Annotated in this window: 19 protein-coding genes and 1 tRNA gene; 13 read left to right on the top strand and 7 right to left on the bottom strand. The window is 41.9% G+C overall.

Annotated features, from left to right (window positions below; genetic code table 11):
* Positions 1-67: 67 nt before the first annotated feature.
* Entirely contained in the window at positions 68-553 is a 486-nt protein-coding gene (locus tag DAHG_RS09480; protein WP_022938109.1) for a cysteine hydrolase family protein, read from the top strand.
* A 2-nt stretch (positions 554-555) separates the two neighbouring features.
* Here DAHG_RS09480 and DAHG_RS09485 read toward each other — a convergent pair whose 3' ends face one another.
* Positions 556-1911 (bottom strand): DUF2812 domain-containing protein, encoded by a 1356-nt coding sequence (locus DAHG_RS09485; RefSeq protein WP_022938110.1) that lies wholly within the window; start codon positions 1909-1911, stop codon positions 556-558.
* 14 nt (positions 1912-1925) lie between these two features.
* Positions 1926-2405, bottom strand: a complete 480-nt coding sequence (locus tag DAHG_RS21860) for a PadR family transcriptional regulator (protein ID WP_022938111.1) — start codon at positions 2403-2405, stop codon at positions 1926-1928.
* Here DAHG_RS21860 and DAHG_RS09495 point away from each other — a divergent pair.
* From DAHG_RS09495 to DAHG_RS09515, 5 genes are all read left to right on the top strand, one after another.
* Positions 2392-3015: a hypothetical protein gene (locus DAHG_RS09495; RefSeq protein WP_022938112.1), complete on the top strand. Its 624-nt coding sequence runs from the start codon at positions 2392-2394 to the stop codon at positions 3013-3015. The two genes, DAHG_RS21860 and DAHG_RS09495, sit on opposite strands and share 14 nt — an antisense overlap.
* Positions 3016-3073: 58 nt before the next feature.
* Positions 3074-3150 (top strand) — tRNA-Pro (locus tag DAHG_RS09500).
* A gap of 146 nt (positions 3151-3296) precedes the next feature.
* Positions 3297-4574, top strand: a complete 1278-nt coding sequence (locus DAHG_RS09505) for an HD-GYP domain-containing protein (RefSeq protein ID WP_022938113.1) — start codon at positions 3297-3299, stop codon at positions 4572-4574.
* Positions 4571-5545 (top strand): GGDEF domain-containing protein, encoded by a 975-nt coding sequence (locus DAHG_RS19300; RefSeq protein ID WP_022938114.1) that lies wholly within the window; start codon positions 4571-4573, stop codon positions 5543-5545. The genes DAHG_RS09505 and DAHG_RS19300 overlap by 4 nt, the downstream gene beginning before the upstream one ends.
* 93 nt (positions 5546-5638) lie before the next feature.
* Positions 5639-6208 (top strand): bactofilin family protein, encoded by a 570-nt coding sequence (locus DAHG_RS09515; RefSeq protein WP_022938115.1) that lies wholly within the window; start codon positions 5639-5641, stop codon positions 6206-6208.
* 54 nt (positions 6209-6262) lie between these two features.
* Here the strand turns inward: DAHG_RS09515 and DAHG_RS09520 are convergent, their stop codons facing one another.
* Positions 6263-6706 carry a GatB/YqeY domain-containing protein gene (locus DAHG_RS09520; RefSeq protein ID WP_022938116.1) on the bottom strand — a complete coding sequence of 148 codons (444 nt, stop codon included), beginning with the start codon at positions 6704-6706 and terminating at the stop codon, positions 6263-6265.
* Between the two features lie 236 nt (positions 6707-6942).
* The gene (locus DAHG_RS09525; protein WP_022938117.1) at positions 6943-8211 is read right to left on the bottom strand and encodes a hypothetical protein; all 1269 of its coding nucleotides are present in this window, start codon (positions 8209-8211) and stop codon (positions 6943-6945) included.
* A gap of 94 nt (positions 8212-8305) precedes the next feature.
* Between DAHG_RS09525 and DAHG_RS09530 the strand changes: the two genes are divergently transcribed.
* The 5 genes from DAHG_RS09530 to DAHG_RS09550 all read left to right on the top strand — a co-directional run bounded on the left by DAHG_RS09530 (position 8306) and on the right by DAHG_RS09550 (position 16032).
* Positions 8306-9364, top strand: coding sequence for a M42 family metallopeptidase (locus tag DAHG_RS09530; RefSeq protein ID WP_022938118.1), 1059 nt, complete (start codon positions 8306-8308; stop codon positions 9362-9364).
* A 96-nt stretch (positions 9365-9460) separates the two neighbouring features.
* Positions 9461-12688, top strand: a complete 3228-nt coding sequence (locus tag DAHG_RS09535) for an SNF2 helicase associated domain-containing protein (RefSeq protein ID WP_022938119.1) — start codon at positions 9461-9463, stop codon at positions 12686-12688.
* A gap of 9 nt (positions 12689-12697) precedes the next feature.
* The gene (gene pyrR, locus DAHG_RS09540; protein WP_022938120.1) at positions 12698-13219 is read left to right on the top strand and encodes a bifunctional pyr operon transcriptional regulator/uracil phosphoribosyltransferase PyrR; all 522 of its coding nucleotides are present in this window, start codon (positions 12698-12700) and stop codon (positions 13217-13219) included.
* 1 nt (position 13220) lies between these two features.
* Positions 13221-14243: a M42 family metallopeptidase gene (locus DAHG_RS09545; protein WP_022938121.1), complete on the top strand. Its 1023-nt coding sequence runs from the start codon at positions 13221-13223 to the stop codon at positions 14241-14243.
* 31 nt (positions 14244-14274) lie between these two features.
* Positions 14275-16032 carry a M3 family oligoendopeptidase gene (locus tag DAHG_RS09550; protein WP_022938122.1) on the top strand — a complete coding sequence of 586 codons (1758 nt, stop codon included), beginning with the start codon at positions 14275-14277 and terminating at the stop codon, positions 16030-16032.
* A gap of 43 nt (positions 16033-16075) precedes the next feature.
* Here the strand turns inward: DAHG_RS09550 and DAHG_RS09555 are convergent, their stop codons facing one another.
* Positions 16076-16972 carry a helix-turn-helix transcriptional regulator gene (locus tag DAHG_RS09555; RefSeq protein WP_022938123.1) on the bottom strand — a complete coding sequence of 299 codons (897 nt, stop codon included), beginning with the start codon at positions 16970-16972 and terminating at the stop codon, positions 16076-16078.
* A gap of 144 nt (positions 16973-17116) precedes the next feature.
* On the opposite strand from DAHG_RS09555, the gene DAHG_RS09560 reads away from it, so the two are divergent.
* Entirely contained in the window at positions 17117-19555 is a 2439-nt protein-coding gene (locus tag DAHG_RS09560) for an ATP-binding cassette domain-containing protein (RefSeq protein ID WP_022938124.1), read from the top strand.
* A gap of 3 nt (positions 19556-19558) precedes the next feature.
* On the top strand, positions 19559-19816 hold the full coding sequence (locus DAHG_RS09565) for a GNAT family N-acetyltransferase (protein ID WP_022938125.1): 258 nt from the start codon (positions 19559-19561) through the stop codon (positions 19814-19816).
* A gap of 168 nt (positions 19817-19984) precedes the next feature.
* Here DAHG_RS09565 and ptsP read toward each other — a convergent pair whose 3' ends face one another.
* Together ptsP and DAHG_RS09575 are read right to left on the bottom strand one after the other, a co-directional pair.
* Positions 19985-21691 carry a phosphoenolpyruvate--protein phosphotransferase gene (ptsP, locus tag DAHG_RS09570; protein WP_022938126.1) on the bottom strand — a complete coding sequence of 569 codons (1707 nt, stop codon included), beginning with the start codon at positions 21689-21691 and terminating at the stop codon, positions 19985-19987.
* A gap of 106 nt (positions 21692-21797) precedes the next feature.
* Positions 21798-22109, bottom strand: coding sequence for an MG284/MPN403 family protein (locus DAHG_RS09575; RefSeq protein ID WP_022938127.1), 312 nt, complete (start codon positions 22107-22109; stop codon positions 21798-21800).
* Positions 22110-22117: the final 8 nt, after the last annotated feature.

Here is a 22117-nt window from a genome sequence, read left to right on the forward strand (position 1 = left end):
CTATGAATGTCATAACGGCAAGGACATAATTTGTCCAATTGCGAAATGACAGATCGGAGCCAATACTATGGAAAAAGCTTTAGTCATCATTGACATTCAGAATGATATTACCAAGAATTACAAAGATATAATCGATAAAATCAATCAAGCAATTGATTGGGCAGCCGCCAAGGGTTTGCCTGTGATTTATATCCGCCATGAGAATTTATCAAGTAAAACAAGAACATTCAAGCCGGGTACTGCCGGTGCTGAGTTAGCTTCTGATTTGAAAATCGTATCAAATAACATATTTACTAAAGATAAAGGGAATGCCTTAACAAGTGCAGAATTCAGTGCCTTTATCGAAAAGCACAACATTAATGAATTCTACATTACTGGTGCCGATGCTGTCGCCTGTGTCAAATCAACCTGTTACAATATGCGCAAAGCTGATTATAAGGTTAATGTATTAAAGGAATGCATCACCAGTTATGATAAACGTAAGCTTGATGAAATGCTGAATTATTATGAAAGCAAGGGATGCAGGCTGATGAGCTTAGAAGACTTAGACTAGCATTACGGACGCAGATGCTCGGCGGCAATCTGCAGTTCCTGCATCGTGGCTTGCCAGTTAAATTCAATTTTAACGATCCGCTCTTTATAACAAATAATATATTCATTTAAAAAAGGCTGATCATTATGATATAGCTGATAAACAGTATCTGCCTGCCAGAGCGAAGCGTCGGCTTCCTGCCAGTATGCGTTGTTGTTTAGGTGGATATGCCGCAGATTATTCAGACATGTTTCATAAAGCCAGTCTGCCTTGATATCAACAATTTCATAAGTGAGCTGCGGTTCATGCGAATAAATTTTAGGCAGCTGCTGAGCACAGCGTGAATAAGCCAGTACAAAGGATTCCTGATGATCATTGATATAGGTATAGTCATCGTTTTGAATCGGCAGCAGCTCTTCAACAGTTAACGGTAAGATATCATGTGTAATCAGCCATTCATGACGATTTCCCGCAGCATCAAACACCTCTCTTACTTCCTGATTATCAGCTTTGATAGCTAATTGATACTGATCGACAGCAGAGGAGAAAAGATGAATTGAAGCTATGAAAACGGCAATAAAAGCAAGGACTGTACAAGATAAATTTTCCAAACGCGCAGCGCTGTGCTTTTTTAGATGATACTGAACAAACCGGCTGAAAAGATAACTTGCAAGCAAAGACACAATTACGGCAAGCATCATTAACAATGCCAGCCATGCTTGACTGAAAAGAGCCAGAAGCAGACAGCCAAGCAAAAAAAGCGCACGGTGCTTCGAATGCCTGACCTCACAGCAAGAACCGCCTTTTTTCACGGCCTTAACAGAACATTTATACCAAGTATCATAGCGAATTATATCAATCAATAGATAGAGGAAAGCCAGCAAGTCCACGCCTAGAAGCAGCCAGTGTGATGGATCAGAAAACCTTACAAGCGGCTGATCAAACATTTGACGGACATTGCTGATACATAATAAAAGACTGAGCACTAAGAGTATGCCCTCATTGAGTAAAACGCCCCTTTTCATTACATGGTGAATCTTATCCAGCTTAAGTGCTTCATCGGTTTCAATCGGTATAGCATCTGCTTGTGCCGTATAGAAGATCTGCATCGCAGCGTTACTAGCCGCCAGCTGCCAATCAGCACTTTCACAATAATCAAGGAATATCTCCTGATTATCACTGGGATATGGATCAAAATCAGATGCCTCAGAAAAATAAGTCACGGCAAATTTTAGCTTCTGCGGTTCGATTTTTTGATATGTCCACCACCCTGAGATATTGCATAAGCGCCACCCCTTTGATGCCATCTTCGTTAAATGACGCTCAATTCCAGTTGAATCATAAAAGTCAAAAAATGCCAGCTGTATTCTTTTCTTCATTCTTACTCACCTCTTTATATTATTGGTTTTTGATAATCATGAATCAAACACTTCAATCGCTGAACTTCATCCGCTAATGCCTGCTGCCCCGCTTCCGTTATGATATAGCTTCTTTTGCGGCCTTCAACCTTCGTCTCAACAATTAAATCCGCAAGTACGAAGTTTTCAAGTAAATTATAAAGCGTACCTGGGCCAACCATCACCCTGCCATCGCTCAGCTGTTTTACTTTGGCCATAATATCCGTCCCGCAGCATTCTTCACGAAGACAAAGCAGGATATAAAACATCTGTTCCGTTAATGTCTGAAATCGTTCTCTGGCCATTGTCAGCATTACCTCCATCCAATATCGATATTCGTTATTTCCTAATTCAATTGTAATATCGATATTCGATAATGTCAATGAGATAAGATTATCATTTGGAATATTTGCTTTATAGAATGAAAATAAAAGCATGACATAAACTAAAACAGGTGATACAATGCGTTTTTTCACAATTATACTCCTGTTTGTGCTTTTATTATTTATGTCTCCCGCCATCCATCACAGCCAAGAAATTACGACTGTTTTTTCAAGACAGACAAGTGATATCAAGCTGTATGGCTTGCCTGTGGAACTGAATACACCCAATGATATATCCGATATCATCGCCCAATATCAATATGATGCCTATCCCTTGCCAGCGTCTTTCCTCCCTTATCTTGATGAAATCGTAATTATTGAACAAAAAGAAATCGACGAGGAATTCTCTGCGAATACAAGCGGTTATACACGTACCTACTTCCTTGATGATCAATACACTGGTTCGACTATTTATTTATCAGATTCTTTATTTAGAGAAACAACACTGCTGCATGAAGCATTGCATGTCATTGACGCCCGCTTTCAGTTTTCCGCGTCCGCTCAATTTCAAAAGCTATGTGAAGCTGAAATGGATAATGAGTATAATGCACGGATCATCACCTATTATGATCCCCAATATCACTGCAGCGAATATTTTGTGGAAAGCTATATTAATTACCTGTATGATCCGGAAACGTTTCAGCAGCTGCAGCCGCATACTTATGATTTTATCTATGAAGCAAATAATCAAATAAATTCATAAAAGCTTCTTTAGAGGACTTGCAATTCTGAAAAAATAGAGTAGAATTATAAGAGGTCATCGGGATGTAGCACAGCTTGGTAGTGCACTTGCTTCGGGAGTAAGGGGTCGCAGGTTCAAATCCTGTCATCCCGACCATTTAAAAGAATACCTGTCAATTGCGGCAGGTTTTTTTATTTTTTTGCCAATCCTTGATTCAATTGTGATGAATTAATTGCTGATTTTCCTATTTCTATTGTATAATTAACAAAGATTGAGTTTATAAAAAACTGGGAGGTTTTACCATGCTGCCTTTTGTTTATCCAATGGATAATCATTCTGTGATTACCCTTTTTCAGCGTATGTTGAATCATGTCGATACCAGATTGGTAGATCATGGTTTCCGTGTTGCAGCACATGCCGATCACATGCTTCAGGAATTATATCCTGATTGCGATCCGCTTATTCGGCGTAATCTTATTTTAACTGCCTTGCTGCATGATATTGGTGCCAATAAAACCGATGAAATAGATAATTTATTAAAATTTGAAACAGACAGCAGCTGGCAGCATGCCATCTACGGCTATCTGTTTTTGCTGTATTTTTCACCGCTGAAAGACTATGCGGACGCGGTTCTGTATCACCACACCAATGCTTCTGAATTAGTGAATTTCAAACTTGATCCATTGCTTCGTGATATGGCGCAGATCATCAACATTGCCGACCGCGCTGATATTTATCTGAGTGAAGGTCACAGCTGGGAATCACTGCATCATGAATTACAGAATGCCAATCGCTTTGATCAGCGAATCGCTGATGCGCTGCTGAAACATCAAATCCAATACCCGATGTCTGAAGAACAGCTCTACACCCAAGAACTTCACGTCCTGCTTACCGGCATTCCCTTTACCCAATCCGAAGTTGATCAGTATGTGAAAATGGCCATATACTGCATGGATTTCCGCAGCCGTTATACGGTTACACATACGATTACCACAACGACGATCAGCCGTGAAATAGCCGTGCGCATGGGCTTATCAGATGCCCTTGTTCAGAAAATCGTCTGCGGCGCTATGCTTCATGATCTTGGCAAAATCGGTATCCCAGTTGAAATTCTTGAATATGACGGCAAACTCAATGAGGCGCAGATGACCATCATGCGCTCACATGTAACCCTCACTGAGCATATCCTGCATGGACTGCTTGATGATGAAATTATCCAGATCAGCCTGCGTCATCATGAAAAATTAAATGGCTCCGGCTATCCTTTAGGTCTTAGTGAAAAGGATCTGACACTGCCGCAGCGAATCGTCGCGGTTGCTGATATCGTCAGTGCCTTAAGCGGACGGCGCAGCTATAAAAAAGCTTATGCCAAGGATACCACAATTGCCCTTTTGCTCTCTTACAGTCAGCAGCAGCTGATTGATGTACATGTCGTTGACTGTATGATTGAACATTATGACGATATTCTTGAAACCGCGCATCAGCATGCTCAGGAATTATTAAATATCTATCAAATGATTCAAGACGATAATTATGCCCTGCAGCTGCGTCTTGCATCAGAAAAGGAGGCAGTTTTATGAACCAAACAGCATTTCACCAATTAGCTATTGATTCCATGAAAAGACTCTGGCGCAGTTATTTAATCGATCATTCAGAAGCTGAATTCAGATTTCTGCTCCAACATATCGCTGATGATTTTATCATTATCGGAACTGGCAAGCATGAGATATTTAAGGGTGCTGACAACATGGCGGCGCTGCTTGCGAAAGATCAGCAGGAACAAGACGGCGCACAGTTTGAAATTATGGATGAATGGTATGAAGCACAGGCGCTAAGTGATGATTTATGCTTTGTTTACGGCGGCTTTTATGCCCGTGAAATCAGTCATAGCAGAACGCAAGTCATAGCCGATATGGATACTCGCTTTACCGCTGTCTATCGTTATGAAAACGGTGAAGCAATCCTATGCAACCTGCATCATTCAGTTCCGAATATGGATCAGGCAATGGGTGAATTTTATCCAAAAACAATCACTCAAAAAGCAAACGATGCCATTGAGCGTTCAATGTTTCTTGAACAGCAGCTTAAGCTTGATTCTCTGACCGGTCTTTATAACCGCACAGCCTATGAAAAAAGTGTCAACAGCGTGCTGACAGCCCATGATCGTCATTGCGCGTTTCTCATGATTGATATTGATGACTTTAAATCAATCAACGATAATTACGGGCATCTTCAGGGTGATCTCTTCCTGCGCAGCTTTGCCGATCTGCTGAATAAAACCTTCTGCCACAATGAACTAATCAGCCGTCTTGGCGGTGATGAATTCAGTGTATTTATCGCTGATTATTCATCCAAAGAAGATGTGGAAGCATTGATCGAGAGCCTGCTTGATGAATTAAAGAACACGATTGCGATGCCGTTTAGCTGCACTATCGGTATTGCTTACAATGATCAACAGATCAGCAGCTTTCAAAATATGTATAAAAATGCTGACAAAGCGCTTTATTTCAGTAAAAGCTGTCAAAAAGGAAGCTATACCGTTTATAAATAAACAAATAAATTCTTCATTGTTGCCATAAGTTTCTATTCCTTAAAATATGTGATATAATAATAAAAAATTGGGGCACATTTCTGGAGGGAAACTATGAATACGACTACATCAAAAAATTCATTTGGGGATTTGATTCGCAAAATGGGAATCAGTGAAGAAAAAGAGGAGCCGGTTAAATTGGAAAAACCGCAGCCTGTTTCACATAACGAACCTCCCAAGCCCGCTGAGCCAAACAAAACCAGCAATTCATCGACAATTATCGGCAGCGATGTTGAAATCATCGGTAATATTAAGACGGGCGGCAGTATTGAGCTGCACGGTAATGTACAAGGTAATATTGAAGCCGGCGGCTGCATTTTATTGAACGGCACGGTTACCGGCGATATTAAAGCCGAAAGCGTAACCTTTTCGGCAGCCGATCTTAAGGGCAATGCTTCAGTGCTTGAGAATATCATCGTTGATGAAGCAACAACTATCGTCGGTGATTTATCAGCCCGCTCATTAACACTGGACGGCCAGATGAATGGTAAAATCATCGCGGAAGATACTTGTCTGATTAAAGAACACGCTGTATTAAACGGCAATATTCAGACACGCCGCATTGGGGTATCGCAGGGTGCTGTCCTCAACGGTGAGATTAAAACACTGGCTGAAAACAAATAAGAAAATAGACACTGGCGCATTGAATGATACAATGCATGCCGGTGTCTATTTAATTTATTTAAGCAGTTGGGCCAATGCCTGATTGACCGCCTTGCCGTCAGTTTTGCCAGGATAGCGAGCCAGCGTTTCTTTAATCAATATGCCCTTGCTTTTATTGCTGCGTTCAAGCTGCTTTTCTTCAAGGATCTCAAGAATTGCCGCTCGTAATTCATCAGCGCTCATCTGCTTAGGCAGATAGGCCTCAAGAATTTCAATCTTGCGCTTAGTCTCCTCAATCAAATCCATACGATCAGCAGGTGTCAGCGATAAAGCTTCTTTCGTCTGCTTTAACTCTTTCTGTACATAACTCATCGCCTCATCATCACTCAATTCCGCATGCCCCTCTTTTTCCTTTAAGGCAATCGCTGATATCAACAGTGAACATACACCATTCTTAACCGTATCCTTATTCTTTAATGCTTCCATTTTATCTTTTCTCAATGTATCAAGAAAACTCATTTTAACCCTTCTCTCTTTTTTATCATTATACCACTCAGCGTCAAAAAACAATCAATTTGATGCTTGAAAGCTGAAAAAACATTCAACCCCCGTTGAATGTTTTCGCATCAATGAAGTCACTCTCATGACTTTTTTCACATGTTTAGGATAGCACATTTTTTATCATCTGTGTTAAAACTAGAAAATTTTGGTTTATAAATGACAATTAGCACATTTAACGGCTTTTTTTCTAATTTTTATTCCACAACCTGTCTGAATTTACGCAGCAAATGATACTTACGGCGTGTCAGAACTGCCCTGTTTTCAGGAACACGCGCGCATTCCTCATCAAATAATGCGGTCATTTCATCTCTGAATATCTCATAAAATGGATCATCAAGACCGCTTTTTTCCATATATGTACAAACTACCTGATTCAATTCATTGACTTGTTCATCAAATGTTTTCTCTTCACGGTGACAGAAATAATTGACCATCGCCTGCAGCTTATGACTTTCGTCCTGCAAGCGGTCAAGATCCGGATTGGTTTTCAGCCGGCAATGATCGACCTGACGGGATATTCCCTGCAGCAGGATATAGGTTTTATACTTATAGCGCGGCAGCTTGCCGACATATTCCAATACCTTTTTAGCCTCATCAAAATGCCCCTGATCAAACAGATAAATGCCGATGTTGTATAAAGAGCTCATGCTTTGTTTATAAGGCAGCTGCTCATAATGTGTGTGTAAGAAGCATTTCAGCTGTTCATAATATTCAAGAATTGATTTTCCCTGGATGTTATTGATCATCTGCAGCTTAAAGACAAAAAGACGCAGATATTGAGCAGCATTGCGGTTGGGATCAATTAATTTTTCCAGCTTGTCGATTTCCATGGCTGCGTCAAAATTACGGCGGTTAAAAATTAAGATATGAATATAATTCATACGGTTGCTGATGCAGGCAGAATGTTTAAAATCATAGACATCCATCAATTCTTCAAATAATTCAGGCCGGTCAAGATGAGCATTCCAGCGCATCCTGAAGATAAAATCCATCAGCATATCAATCAGCGGATCAGGAAATATCGATATGATTTGAAACAATTCTTCGGCATGATCGCGATCAGATATATCCTTATTCCAATAATCATTAATCATTTCCAACGCTTCAAGATACAGCGAACAGAACACACTGCTGCCCTGCGCTTTTAAATAACGGATACATTCATCCATCGTATTCTGACGATCCGGATCATAGCGGTCAGCTTTCAGTCTCAGTTCTCTGAACATGATTTCCAGTTCAGCCTCCTGCTGCTCATCATAAGTATATTCATATCCAAAGATGGCCAGCAGCCGTTCATAGATTTCATCATTCTTAACCGCTTCCCCTTTGCGGATCTTATTGTAGGTACCTCGTGAACAGATACCTTCGATCATATTTTCAACTTTTATGTGATGCTTTAATTGCAGCCAGCGGATAATGCAGTTTAATCTTTCTTTATCCTTTTCAGAAATACCTAGTTGCATCCTCGCCTCCCCATCCTTTCTTTTCTCCTTGATAATATTCTACCATGAATGGCGGATTGGTGTATAATAGTTTTGCAATTGAAAAGAGGATAAAATGATGAATGATTCAATAAAACAGATATGCGCGCTTTCTGACGCTTTTGGCCCCAGCGGCTTTGAAGAAGATATCGCGGCTTTAGTAAAAAAGATGCTGGTTCAGGTAAAGGATGTTCATGAGGACAGTCTGCATAATGTAACCGCACAATCCATTAAAAATACCGGCAATCGTTTAAAGGTCATGCTGGATGCCCATCTTGATGAGGTAGGCTTTATTATTCAGGCAGTGAAACCTAACGGTACAATGCCGTTTCTGCCATTGGGCGGCTGGGTAGCGAATACAGCACCGGCTCACAAGGTAAAAGTCCGCAGCACAGATGGCGAGCTGATTGAGGGAATCATTGCCGCCAAACCGATTCATTTTATGAGTGAGAGTGAAAAGCATGCGGGGGCTGATCTGAGTAAGATGGTCATCGATGTCGGAGCGGTGAGTGATACCGATCTCAAGGAGAATTTTAAAATAGGAATGGCTGCCCCAGTGGTGCCTGATGTCACATGCAGTTATGATGAAAGACATGATTTAATTTTAGGGAAAGCACTGGACTGCCGCATTGGCGTTTCAGCGCTGATCGATACGCTTAAGGAATTACAGCAGCCAGCCGCTGATGTCTGTGCCTCCTTCTCAGTGCAGGAAGAGGTCGGTGAGCGCGGCATTCAAGCCAACCTTGAACGGTTGAAACCAGATTTAGCAATTGTCTTTGAAGGCTGTCCGGCTGATGATACGTTTCAGGAACCCTATATGATTCAAACCGCTTTGAAAAAGGGCTGCATGCTGCGGCATTTTGACCGTTCAATGATAACCCATCCCGGTTTTCAGCGTTTTGCATTACAGCTTGCGGATGCCAAACAGATTCCCTGTCAGGAAAGTGTGCGCAGCGGCGGCGGTACAAACGGTGCTTTTATTCATGTCAAAGATATACCGACGATCGTCATCGGTATTCCGGTACGCTATATTCACTCCCATCACGGCTTTGCCAGTTATGCTGATTACCGCAGCGCGGTTGACTTAGCGAAAGCGATTCTGGAAAATATTCAAAGCGCCCCTTTTTGTGCATAAGTAAGTTAAAAAGAGTCACTGCTCATCTTTTTTCAAGACATCAGCCAAAGAAAATGATAGAATAAAGAGTAATGATATGGAGCTTGGAGGATCGATATGGAATTGACGCTAGCGCAAATAAAAGATTTTGCAATCAGCCCTGATATATATAATGAAGGTCTTAAATACTATGAAGATGGCCGGGTAGTATCTTTAGAGGTAGATGCTAACTTTGATCCTGCCATTATTTTAGTGAATGCGACCGTACAGGAAGATAAAACCTACTATGAAGTCAATCTGGCAATTACCAAGGATGATTATACGATTAAAGCCCATCACTGCAACTGTCCGCTACATGGCACCTCCCATCCGGTATGCCGTCACGCGGTCGCTGTTTTACTGAAGCTCTACTTTAAAGAGCTGGCAAATCAAGAAGCTGATAAGGCCAAGACGGTCTTAACTGACCCGCAGGTACTGGATTGTATTAAGGAATATGAACAAAGTATTGTGTATTCCACCTTGGCGATGAATAACGGCCGTAAGATTCAGATTATGCCAATCTTAGAATTATTGGATACAACACCGCTCACAGCGGCCGCACTCAGCTTTAAGCTCGGTTATAATAAGCTTTACATATTAAAAAATCCAACTCAGTTTCTTCATGATATGCAGCAGAATGTAGTCATACAATATGGCAATGAATGTGAGTTTATCCACAACAGTTACTCGCTCAATGATCAAGCTCAGAAGCTGCTGACCTTCATGGAAACGCTCGAATTTGATCATGTTTATTATGAAAACCGCAGCCTTGCCGCCAATCCGCGCCTGCTTTATATGAAGCCTAGCTCTGTAGACGCCTTCTTTGACCGTTTTATGAGTGAAGGCATCAATTATCATATTGAAGCTAACCGAATTATCAATGTCGTCTTCAAGGATGAAAATCCGCCGCTGCGCTTAAACGCGATGCGTTATGATGATACGACCTATGAATTTACCTTATCGCTGAAAGATTTTAAATTAATTGAAGGCAAACAGCATCTCTATTTGTTTCACGATTTAATTCTCTATCGCTTAGACAGTGAATATTCCACCCATCTGATGCCGCTGCTGAAGCTGTTCGCGTCGATTAAACGGGGCTTGTTGGTCGATGTCAGACACATGCCTTCCTTCTATAACAATGTCTTAACTTCGATTAATTCACTCATTGTTTTAAGCGGAGATGATATCAGTGAATTTGCGCCGCTGCCTTTGGCTGCCCGTTTATATTTGGATATGCCTAAGCATAACGTAGTCAGTGCCCGGCTTGTATTCAGCTATGGCAGTGAAGAATACAATGCCTTTATGCCTACGAAAATGAGTACCTACCGTAATTTCTCAGAGGAAATCGCGATTCAGATGATTGTCAGAAAATATATGACCCGCATTGATAATACAACCGGTATCTCTTATATTGAAAACAGTCAGGACGCCTTTTACGAATTTTTCTCTCAGGGCATCGAGGAATGTGAACACTGCTGTCAGATCTATGCGACCGATAAGATCAAGCAAGTACAGATCCGCAGCAATGTCTCAATTTCCATGGGTGTTAAGATTGAAAATGATCTTTTAGAAATTCAGTTTGATACGAGTGATTTCCCGATTGATGAATTACAGAATGTACTTCAGGCATATAGCTTAAACAAGAAATATTACCGTATGAAATCAGGCTCCTTCATCAACCTTGAGGATTCATCGCTGAGTGAGTTAAGCGAAGCGCTTAATGGTCTGAATGTTTCCAGCAAAGAATTGAATGAGGGACATATTGTCGTTGAAAAATACCGCTCGCTGTCTTTAGATGCCCGGCTGCGTAAGATGGAGCTTTTAAAGGTTGAGCGTGACGGCAATTTCAAAACCTTGGTGAAAGCGATTAAAAACGTATCCGACAGTGACTACAGTGTACCGGCGGCTTTAAAGCCAATCCTTAGAAATTATCAGAAAGTCGGCTTCCGATGGCTTAAAACCATGGCCTCCTATGGCTTTGGCGGCATTCTGGCTGATGATATGGGTATCGGTAAAACGATTCAGGTCATCACCTTATTTGAGGATGAACGGCTGCATCATCCTGAAAGTACCAGTTTGGTTATCTGTCCAAGTTCACTGATCCTTAACTGGGAAAGTGAAATCAAAAAATTCGCGCCAAGTCTTCGCTCTTTGGTTATCAGCGGCACCGCAGAAGAACGCTCAAAGCTGATTGCGATGGCTGATGACTATGATGTGCTGATCACTTCTTATGATTATTTGAAACGGGATGTGGATCAGTATGAGGGCCGTCATTTCCAGTTCCAGATATTAGACGAAGCTCAGTATATTAAAAATACTTCCACAAAAAACGCGATAAGTGTGAAAAAGATCAGCAGCGCGAATAAATTTGCCTTGACTGGTACACCAATTGAAAATTCACTGGCGGAGCTTTGGAGCATCTTTGATTTCTTGATGCCGGGTTATCTGTACAGCTATAACCATTTTAGGAAAAGCTTTGAGATTCCAATTGTCAGAGATCATGATGATGTGATGCTGGAAAGCTTAAAACGCATGGTTGAACCTTTTATATTAAGAAGAATCAAGAAAGATGTATTAAAGGAATTGCCGGAAAAGGTTGAAAATACAATGGTTATCGATATGGATGAAGAAAGCCGTAAGCTCTATATCGCCAATGTAGCTTCTATCAAACAGGAATTAAGCAATGAATTTAATAAGAACGGCTTTGAAAAGAGTAAGATTTTAATTCTGTCAATGCTGACTCGGCTGCGTCAGTTCTGCTGTGATCCACGGTTGATTTATGATCATTATACCGGTGAATCATGCAAGCTGAATGCCTGTATGGAATTGATCCATCAGTGCTGTGAATCAAAGAAGAAGGTTTTAATCTTTTCACAATTCACAAGCTTATTGGCATTGATTGAAACTGAATTAAAGAAAGAAAAGATATCGTATTATCTGCTTAAAGGATCAACTTCCAAAATTGATCGTCAAAATAGTGTCCATGCCTTTAATCAGGATGATACACAGGTTTTCCTAATCTCATTAAAAGCCGGCGGCACCGGTTTGAATCTGACCAGTGCTGAGGTCGTAATTCACTTTGATCCATGGTGGAATGTCTCTGCCCAGAATCAGGCTACCGACCGCGCGTATCGAATTGGCCAGCATAAGAATGTACAAGTATTTAAGCTGATTATGAAGGATACGATTGAGGAAAAGATTCAGACCTTACAGGATCTTAAGAAGGATTTATCAGATTCGATTATCAATGAGAATGATGGTTTAATTACAAGCATGAGCAAGAAAGAAATCATGGATTTATTTTAGAGGTGAACAATGGAGAAAAAAATTATACTAGATGAAGATGCGATGCGGCGTTCTTTAACCCGTATGTCTCACGAAATTATTGAACGCAACAAGGGTGTGGATAACATCGTATTAGTGGGTATTAAAACCCGAGGTGAATTTCTGGCCCTAAGAATGGCGGCGCTGATTAAGAAGGTAGAAGGGGTTGAGGTTGAATGTCATGCGATGAATATTCAGGCATGGCGTGATGATCTTGATGAGAAATACCCATTGCCGGAGATTGATTTTTCAGTAAAAGATAAGAAAGTGATTCTGGTTGATGACGTCTTGTTTAAGGGACGGACAGTCAGAGCGGCGCTTGAAGGTATCCTGCATTATGGACGGGCCAAAGAGGTTCAGCTGGCAGTGCTGGTTGACCGCGGCCATCGTGAGCTGCCGATACGGGCTGATTATGTCGGTAAAAATATACCCAGCTCGATTCAGGAGACGATACGTGTAAAAATGAAAGAAAGTGACGGCATGGATTGTGTCACAATTGAAAGAGGAGAATGAAATGGATAAAGAGTATATCAAAGCATTGGCTGAAAAGCTGTTCAGTATTGACTCCCCCAGCGGTTATACGGGCAATGCGATAGCCTTTTTAGAGCAGGAGGCCCAAAGTCTTGGTTATGCGGCCTTCCGCAATGAGAAAGGCAATCTGCATATCATGGTGAATGGCTGTGATGAATCAAGAACGGTAGGTATCAGCGCGCATACCGATACATTGGGATTAATGGTGCGTTCAATCAATGCAGACGGCACACTGGCAATTACCGCTTTAGGCGGCCCCATCATGCCAACTCTGGATGGTGAATACTGCCGGATCATCACCCGTGATCAAAAGGTCTACACCGGTACGATTTTGTCTTCTTCACCGGCGGTTCATGTTTACGCGGATGCCAAAAGCAAGGCGCGTGACTGTGACAACATGCTGGTAAGAATCGATGAGGTTGTAAAGAATAAGGAAGATGTAAAGGCATTGGGCATCATGAATGGGGATATTATTGCCTATGATCCAAAAACGGTAATTACACCAAGCGGTTTTGTGAAAAGCCGGTTTCTTGATGATAAGATTTCTGTCGTATGTCTGTTTGGCGTATTAAAAATGATGCGTGAACAAAAGATTACGCCAAAGCATCGCTGTATCTTTATCATTACCACTTATGAAGAGGTAGGTCATGGCGCCAGCTCACTGCCTGAGCTTAATGAGCTGATTGCCTGTGATATGGGCTGTATCGGTCTTGATCTGGCATGCAGTGAATATGATGTATCGATTTGCGCAAAAGACAGCGGCGGACCTTATGATTATGCGATGACCAGCAAGCTGATTGAATTGGCAAAGCGTGAAAAGCTAAACTTTGCCGTGGATATTTATCCATACTATGGCAGTGACGTCGGTGCCGGCCTGCGCGGTGGCAATGATATTAAGGGTGCCTTGATTGGTCCGGGTGTCCACGCGTCTCATGGGATGGAGCGCACGCATATGCAGGCTCTTGACGCGACGATGAAATTGATCCTGGCTTATATTACAGAGTAATTGAAGCATACTAATGCAAGGAGGAAAAACGATGAATAAAGAATGGAATCTTGATATCTTGTATAAGAGTTATGAAAGTGAAGAATTTCAGCATGATTTTAAAGCTCTGCCGGCTTTAATCGATGAATTGAGCGAATGTGCGAAGCATCTTGATGAGGGTGCGGTAAAGGATAAGCTAGTGGAAGTGCTGATGCTGAATGAAAAGCTGACATTGGCAGTAAGCCGGCTTGCCTATTACATCAATCTGCGGCAGACGGTCAACACATCAGATGCCCAGACAGTTGCTTATGGTGCGCAGCTGAGTCAGATGATGGCGGCAACTGCTAAACCAACTACTGCCATCAATAAGTTTATTGCCGGGATTGAAAATCTTGATGAAGTGATTGAACAGGATGAATTATTAAAAACCTATCGTTTCATGCTTCATGAAATTAAACAGAATGCCAAGCATCTGCTGAGTGAAGAAGTAGAAGAAGTTCTTTCAATGATGGATCTGACCGGCGGTGAAGCATGGGGCAATCTTCAGGAATACATGACTTCTACCTTAGAAGTGGATTACAAGGGTGAAAAGGTTAACCTGAGCATGGTGCGCAATCTAGCCTATGATGAAAGTGCTGAGGTACGCAAGGCCGCTTATGAAGCAGAGCTGGCGGGTTATGAGAAAATCAAGGAGCCGGTGGCTTTCGCGCTGAATAATATTAAGAAACAGGTTAACACAGTAGCGGCGTTAAGAGGCTATGAATCACCGCTGGCAATGACGCTGGAAGACAGCCGCATGCAGCGTTCAACCCTTGATGCGATGCTGAAGGCAATGGATAAGCATATGCCAAAATTCAGAGCTTATATGAAGCGCAAGGCAGAATTATTAGGACATGAGAACGGACTGCCATGGTATGATTTATTTGCACCGTTAGGTGAAAGTGATCGTAAATTCACAGTGGAAGAAGCCAGAGATTATTTAGTTAATCATTTCCGCGGCTTCGCTGATGACCTTGCCGATATGGTCGCGGAAGCCTTTGACAACGCATGGATTGATTTTTATCCGCATAAGGGTAAAGTCGGCGGTGCGTTCTGTGAAAACCTGCCGCAGTTTAAACAGAGCCGTGTACTCACTAATTTTGACGGCGCGTTAGGTGATGTCGTTACTTTGGCCCATGAGCTGGGACATGCTTATCACGGCTACAACATTCAAGACCACCGGCCGCTGAATGTAAACTATTCAATGCCGGTAGCTGAGACGGCGTCTACCTTTAATGAAAATTTGATTATGAATTCTGTTATTGATGAAACTGAAGATAAAAAAGAAAAAATGGCGCTGATTGAAAAACAGCTTCAGGATCTGAATCAGATCATCTGTGATATTTATTCCCGGTATCTGTTTGAAAGTGCTGTTTTTGAAAATGCGAAGGATCAATTCATGTTTGCTGACAGCTTATGTGAAATGATGATTGAAGCACAGAAGAAGGCATATGGTGATGGTCTTGATGAAAAGACATTGAATCCTTATATGTGGATCTGTAAATCTCATTATTATTCTTCAGGTTTAAGCTTCTATAATTTCCCATATGCGTTCGGCGGTCTGTTTGCCAGAGGCCTCTATGCGAAATATAAGAAGGAAGGTGCTGATTTTGTGCCTAAATATCGTGAATTGCTGCATGCGACAACAATCAGCAGCGTTGAGGATGTAGCGGCGATCTGTGATATTGATTTGACCAAAGAGGAATTCTGGGAAGATGCCTTGGTATCCTGTGAAGAACTGATCGACCAGTTCCTTGAATTATCTAAATAAAATAGTTAAAAGATCTCACTGATGAAAAGCGAGATCTTTTTAATTATTGAGACTGATACGGATACCAGAGCTCCATCGATGGAATCTGCGCAGTATGATAAATTTCAGGCGCGAAACAATCCATCACATAACCATGTTCAGACAGCCACCGAGTGCTGAATTTTACCGCTTTATTGAGCGAAGCCGTTACCAGCTCATCAAAGGTTTCCGCTTCAAAGCTGCAGATAATGTAGGCTCTTGGCGGCAGAGTGAAGCTCTCCCATTGGGTATTAGCGGCTTCACACTCGGCACCGGTAAAATAGGTAAAGCAGCCATCAGGGGTTTTGCTGTTCAGATAAGAAACGCCAATTTCACGGCCGTGATGAAGTACGGGCAGCTGATGTTTCAGCTGATGAAACTGCGTCCACAATTGACCGGGTATATCTACCCCGCAGGTTTCTCCCAACGGCAGCTGAGCGCTGATTGGAACAATACCGCTGATGCCTGTAAAATGAATCGGCTGTTCTAAAACAATGTGCTTCATTTCCAGCACCAAGCCCTCACTGACTAACGGACTATTTTCTTCAATCTCTGTTTCATTCAGCAGCAAATCCGGCTTATCGAATTGATTCAGCATGATGGGCTTTTGACGATAGCTTGTCGGTGTCATGCCATAAGCCTCTTTAAATGAGCGGGTAAATACTTCCTGTGAACCAAAACCGCAGCTAACCGCGATATTCAGGATTGTATCATCACTCTCCTTCAGTATTTCACACGCCTTTGCCAAACGCCGCAGCTTAATATATTCCATGACCGGCTTTTTAACTAATTTTGTAAATAACCGCTGATAATAAAAAGGGGATAGGGCTGCCTTCGCGGCCAATTGTTTAATATCCTGTTTCGCATCCAGATTTTCTTCAATAAAATCCAGCGTGCATTGTATCGATTCCCATGCGTACATAGCTGTACCTCCTTTGATACTTATAGAATATCATAAATCTATACTAAAGCTTTGATTCTCTCTGCTGTTTCACCATGTCAGAATCGTTTGTGTTATACTATCATCAGATGCAGGATGAGTAAAAAAACACAAGGAGGATCATATATGTCAGCCATTATCATTAAAGGTGCGCGTACAGGAAATCTGAAGAATATTGATGCCACCATTCCTAAACAGCAGTTAGTTGTTTTAACAGGCGTATCCGGCTGCGGGAAGTCCACCTTGGCCATTGATACTTTATTTCAGGAATGTCAGCGGCGTTATCTTGAAGCGATGGGCATGCAGGGCATTCAAAAGCCTAAGCTGGACAGCTTATCGGGCGGTTCGCCGGCTATTTTGATTACTGCCGGTCATAGTGTGAATAATCCGCGTTCTTCATTAGGTACGATGAGTAATATTTATACTGATCTGCGGATGCTTTATGAAAAGCTGTCTGCCCGCCGCTGTCCAATCTGTCATGAGCTGTTTGATCAATCGATGATTAAGGAAGAAACTGAAAAACAAGAGGATTCGTTTAAGGTTTACATTCATTGTCCGCATTGTCATGCAAGGATTGAAAAATTAACCCGGTCCCATTTTTCTTATAATACAAGAGAAGGTGCCTGTACGGCTTGTCAGGGACTTGGTCAGGAGCTGATGCTTAATGAGTCAAAGCTTATTGATGAGACATTAAGTTTAAAGGCAGGTGCGGTTGCTTATTGGGAAGCCCGCTACAAAGAGTATCAGATTGATTTATATGAAAAGGCTTTAAAGGTTTATGGCTTGCCTGCTGTTCATGATTTGCCGGTTAAAGACTTCTCAGAGGCTCAGAAATCGCTGCTGCTTGATGGAACTGATAACCCATGGATACGAATTGCCTATCCGCACATTAAAGCGCCTAAAACGGTTTCTGAAGGTCTGTTTGAAGGTGTGCGGCCCATCCTGTGGCGGCGGTTAAGTGAAAAAGGCAGTTTAAGCAAACAGCTGGCGCCTTATTTCATTGAGGGTGAATGCCGTGAATGCCATGGCGAACGGCTTAATATGCTCAGCCGTGAAGCAAGTATCATGCATACCCGGCTGCCAGAACTTGTGCAATATTCCTTAGAAGCGCTCTGGCAATGGATTGATTGCCTTGAAAAGCAGTGCAGTCAAGAACAGCTGGTATTGGTTGAAGTTTATCTGCTTGATTTAAAAACCAAGCTGCAGCGGCTGATTAATGCCGGTCTTTCCTATCTGACACTTGACCGGCAGACGATGACACTCTCCGGCGGTGAGCTGCAGCGAATCAGACTGGCCGCGGCTTTAGATTCTGAATTAAGCGGCGTCCTCTATATTCTCGATGAACCGACAACCGGTCTGCATGCCAAGGATACAGAAGGTATTATTCAATTGATGAACAAGCTCAAGGCGATGGGTAATACGGTACTTGTCATCGAGCATGATCCTGATGTGATGAAGGCTGCTGATCAGATTATCGACATGGGTCCAGGGGCCGGCCGTTTTGGCGGTGAAATCGTCGCTCAGGGCAGTTTTGAAGAACTGCAGAAACAGGCTTCCTCCATCACGGGTCAGTATTTTAAAAAGCAGCGGACCTGCCAAGGAAAAAACCGTCAGCCTCAGGGCTGGATTGAAATCATCAATGCAACGCGCAACAACTTGAAGCACCTCGATATTAAGCTGCCGATCAATGTGTTATGCGCAGTCACCGGGGTATCCGGATCAGGTAAATCAACGCTAATATTTGAGGTACTGGCAAAGCAGCAGGCGTGTGATGCAATCTTGAATCTTCAACAATTTAAAAAGATTATCGCCATTGAGCAGACACCGCTGAACCGCATGAAACGCTCTAATGTAGCGACATATAGCACTCTTTTTACCGAAATCAGAAAGATCTATGCCAAACAGGGATATGCGGCTGGTCTGACACCTCGGCATTTCTCATTTAATGCTCCCGGCGGCCGCTGTGAGCATTGTCAGGGATTGGGTACGGTCACCAGCAATCTCTTATTTTTCAATGATATAGAAGTCACATGCCCGATCTGTCATGGCAGACAATTCAGTGATGATGTATTAAAAATAAAATTTAAGGGCTACAATATTCATGAAATTCTGCATTTATCAATAATGGAAGCCGCGATAGTCTTCCAAGAATTTCCGAAGCTGATGAAAATATTAACACTGCTTATCGACAGCGGCTTAGGTTATCTTGAACTGGCGCAGTCTTGCACGACATTATCTGCCGGTGAAGCACAGCGGCTAAAGCTTGCCAATGAATTAAATCAGAGTCAGAAGCAGGGAAATCTTTATCTGATTGATGAACCAACGACGGGTCTGCATCCCCTCGACATTGATAATTTTCTGAAGCTGCTTCAGCGTCTGGTTGATCAGGGAAACACGGTTATTGTGGTAGAACATAATCTTCAGCTGATCCGGCAAGCCGATTACATCATCGATCTGGGACCTTTGGGCGGCATTCATGGCGGTAAAGTCATCGCTCAAGGAACACCTCTTGAAATCAGTGAAAATCCGGAATCAATCACCGGTCATTATCTAAAGGAGATATAAACTATGAACTTTACAACTGAAAAGAATCGCATTTATTATGAAGCAGACGGCAAACTGCTCGCGGAAATTACCTTTATCGACAGCGATGAAAACAGTATGACCATTAATCATACCTTTGTCGATGACAGTCTGCGCGGACAGGGCATCGCTTCCCAACTTGTACAAGCGGCAGTCAATGAAATAAAAAAACAGAAGAAGCATGTAAAAGCGTCCTGTTCCTATGCGGTGAACTGGCTTGCTAAACACCCTGACGCAGCTTAAATAAAACACATTTATAAGGAACCACTGACACTATTAAGAAGCGTCAGTGGTTTTGTTATTTTAATCAATCTGATTTTTATCTCAAGAAAAATCAGAATTTTCGTATTTTTTTTGAGATAAATGTCAAAAAAAGATGTACAAGTTAATATGTACATCTTTTTAATATGTTTATTTATTTAATGCAGCCTTTACCAGTTCAGTTACTTCTTCAGCTGTATCCAGAGTCAGCGCCTTAGCAGCCAGCTCTTCCATTTCTTTCTTGCTTAAAGAGTTAACGATCTTACGTGCAGGCAGGATTGATGTAGCACTCATTGAGAATTCATCTAAGCCTAAACCAAGCAGTACAGGCACTGCATATGGATCACCGGCCATTTCACCGCACATACCAGCCCAGCGGCCATTGCTGTGAGCACCATCAATTGTCAGTTTGATTAAACGTAACAGAGATGGATTCAGCGGCTGATACAAGTAAGAAACTTTCTCACTCATACGGTCAGCAGCCATTGAGTATTGTACTAAGTCATTTGTTCCGATTGAGAAGAAATCAGCTTCCTTCGCAAAGTTATCAGCCAAAATAGCCGAAGCCGGAATTTCAACCATCATACCTACTTCAATATTATCCGCAACTTTAACACCTTCCTTAATCAGATTTTCTTTTTCTTCAAGGAAGATTGCTTTAGCCTGACGGAATTCATTGATTGTCGCAATCATTGGGAACATGATGCAAAGCTTGCCATATACAGATGCTCTGATCAGCGCTCTTAATTGAGTACGGAAAATATCAGTACGATCCAGACACAGACGAATCGCGCGATAACCCAAGAATGGATTCATTTCTTCAGGGAATGTAAAGTAAGGCAGCTTCTTATCACCGCCGATATCCAATGTACGAACAACAACCTTCTTGCCGTTCATTCCCTCTAATACTTCTTTATAAGCTTCAAATTGTTCATCTTCAGTTGGGAAATGATCTGAATTCATGTATAAGAATTCAGTACGGTACAGACCTACGCCTTCACCGCCATTATTCAATACACCTTCAACATCCTTTGGTGTACCGATATTACCTGCCAATTCAACCTCATGACCATCAACAGTCACTGATTTTGCAGTCTTTAATACTTTTAATGCTTCTCTTTCTTCAGCAAAATCTTTTGCTTTCTGTTCATATAAAGCAACAGTTTCAGCATCTGGATTCAGGAACACTTCACCAGCAACCGCATCCAAAATTACTAAATCACCATGATTAGCTGCTTCAAGCACACCGGCACAGCCAACAACGGCAGGAATTTCAAGGCTTCTTGCCATGATAGCGGAATGAGACGTTCTGCCGCCGATTGCAGTCGCAAAACCTTTAGCGTGTTCATTCAGCTGAGCTGTATCAGAAGGTGTTAAATCATGTGCTACGATAACAGAATCTTCATCAACCGCAGACAGATCAGGAATGATCAAACCCAATAAATGAGCTGTTAAACGATGCGTAACATCCTTAATATCAGCCGCTCTTTCACGGAAATAATCATTATCCATCGCTTCAAACATCGCAATTGTATTCTTCGCAACTGTATCTGCTGCGAATTCAGCATTTACCTTATCATTTTCAATCATCGCAACGATTTGTGACGCAAAATCAGGATCTGAAGCCATCATTAAATGGGCGTCAAATACTGCCAGCTCTTCTTCGGATAATTTTCCAGCAGCTCTTTCTTTGATTCCTTCGATATCTTTCTTAGTTGCCTCTAAAGCCTCATTAAACTTGGCAATTTCATTAGCAGCATCGATATTGTCAACCTTGACAATTTCAACCTTAGGCTGTTCAAGCTTATAAACTTTCGCAATAGCAACGCCAGCAGATGCAGCAATACCTTTTAACATACTTTTTTCGTCCTCCTCAAGATCTCTTCATGATAAGCACAACGTCTAAACGTCGTTCAGTTGACTATAAATAACCGTTCTTATCTAAACTTTATTTTATCATTATTTAAGCGGTTACGCAACGCACAAATTCATCAATAGCTCTTGATCGGATACGGTAATAAGTGCTCTTTGTGAAATAATTCATATACCATTTAGCCTGACGGCTGCTGAAATAATCATTACGCAGGATCAGCGCCTCATCATCAGGCAGGCTGGCAAGAATCACGTCAATCGTTTCGATATATTCAAAAGCCTCTGCCAGCTCACGATTATCACACTCCGAAACCATCAAATTATCTATATCATAATACTGGCGTTTCAGCTTCTTATAAATCATCGCCAATTGCTTCACAATAGCTTCATTGTCCTTCTGCATATCATTCA

Source organism: Dielma fastidiosa (assembly GCF_000313565.1).
GTDB lineage: Bacteria > Bacillota_I > Bacilli_A > Erysipelotrichales > Erysipelotrichaceae > Dielma > Dielma fastidiosa.

Coding starts and splice junctions, on each gene's coding strand:
- DAHG_RS09530 (WP_022938118.1), top strand. CDS start 8,306: ATGATGAATGATTCAATAAAACAGATATGCGCGCTTTCTGACGCTTTT.
- DAHG_RS09520 (WP_022938116.1), bottom strand. CDS start 6,706: ATGAGTTTTCTTGATACATTGAGAAAAGATAAAATGGAAGCATTAAAG.
- DAHG_RS09560 (WP_022938124.1), top strand. CDS start 17,117: ATGTCAGCCATTATCATTAAAGGTGCGCGTACAGGAAATCTGAAGAAT.
- DAHG_RS09485 (WP_022938110.1), bottom strand. CDS start 1,911: ATGAAGAAAAGAATACAGCTGGCATTTTTTGACTTTTATGATTCAACT.
- DAHG_RS09505 (WP_022938113.1), top strand. CDS start 3,297: ATGCTGCCTTTTGTTTATCCAATGGATAATCATTCTGTGATTACCCTT.
- DAHG_RS09565 (WP_022938125.1), top strand. CDS start 19,559: ATGAACTTTACAACTGAAAAGAATCGCATTTATTATGAAGCAGACGGC.
- DAHG_RS09550 (WP_022938122.1), top strand. CDS start 14,275: ATGAATAAAGAATGGAATCTTGATATCTTGTATAAGAGTTATGAAAGT.
- DAHG_RS09535 (WP_022938119.1), top strand. CDS start 9,461: ATGGAATTGACGCTAGCGCAAATAAAAGATTTTGCAATCAGCCCTGAT.
- DAHG_RS19300 (WP_022938114.1), top strand. CDS start 4,571: ATGAACCAAACAGCATTTCACCAATTAGCTATTGATTCCATGAAAAGA.
- DAHG_RS09575 (WP_022938127.1), bottom strand. CDS start 22,109: ATGCAGAAGGACAATGAAGCTATTGTGAAGCAATTGGCGATGATTTAT.
- DAHG_RS09545 (WP_022938121.1), top strand. CDS start 13,221: ATGGATAAAGAGTATATCAAAGCATTGGCTGAAAAGCTGTTCAGTATT.
- DAHG_RS09495 (WP_022938112.1), top strand. CDS start 2,392: ATGCGTTTTTTCACAATTATACTCCTGTTTGTGCTTTTATTATTTATG.
- ptsP (WP_022938126.1), bottom strand. CDS start 21,691: ATGTTAAAAGGTATTGCTGCATCTGCTGGCGTTGCTATTGCGAAAGTT.
- DAHG_RS09515 (WP_022938115.1), top strand. CDS start 5,639: ATGAATACGACTACATCAAAAAATTCATTTGGGGATTTGATTCGCAAA.
- pyrR (WP_022938120.1), top strand. CDS start 12,698: ATGGAGAAAAAAATTATACTAGATGAAGATGCGATGCGGCGTTCTTTA.
- DAHG_RS09480 (WP_022938109.1), top strand. CDS start 68: ATGGAAAAAGCTTTAGTCATCATTGACATTCAGAATGATATTACCAAG.
- DAHG_RS09555 (WP_022938123.1), bottom strand. CDS start 16,972: ATGTACGCATGGGAATCGATACAATGCACGCTGGATTTTATTGAAGAA.
- DAHG_RS09525 (WP_022938117.1), bottom strand. CDS start 8,211: ATGCAACTAGGTATTTCTGAAAAGGATAAAGAAAGATTAAACTGCATT.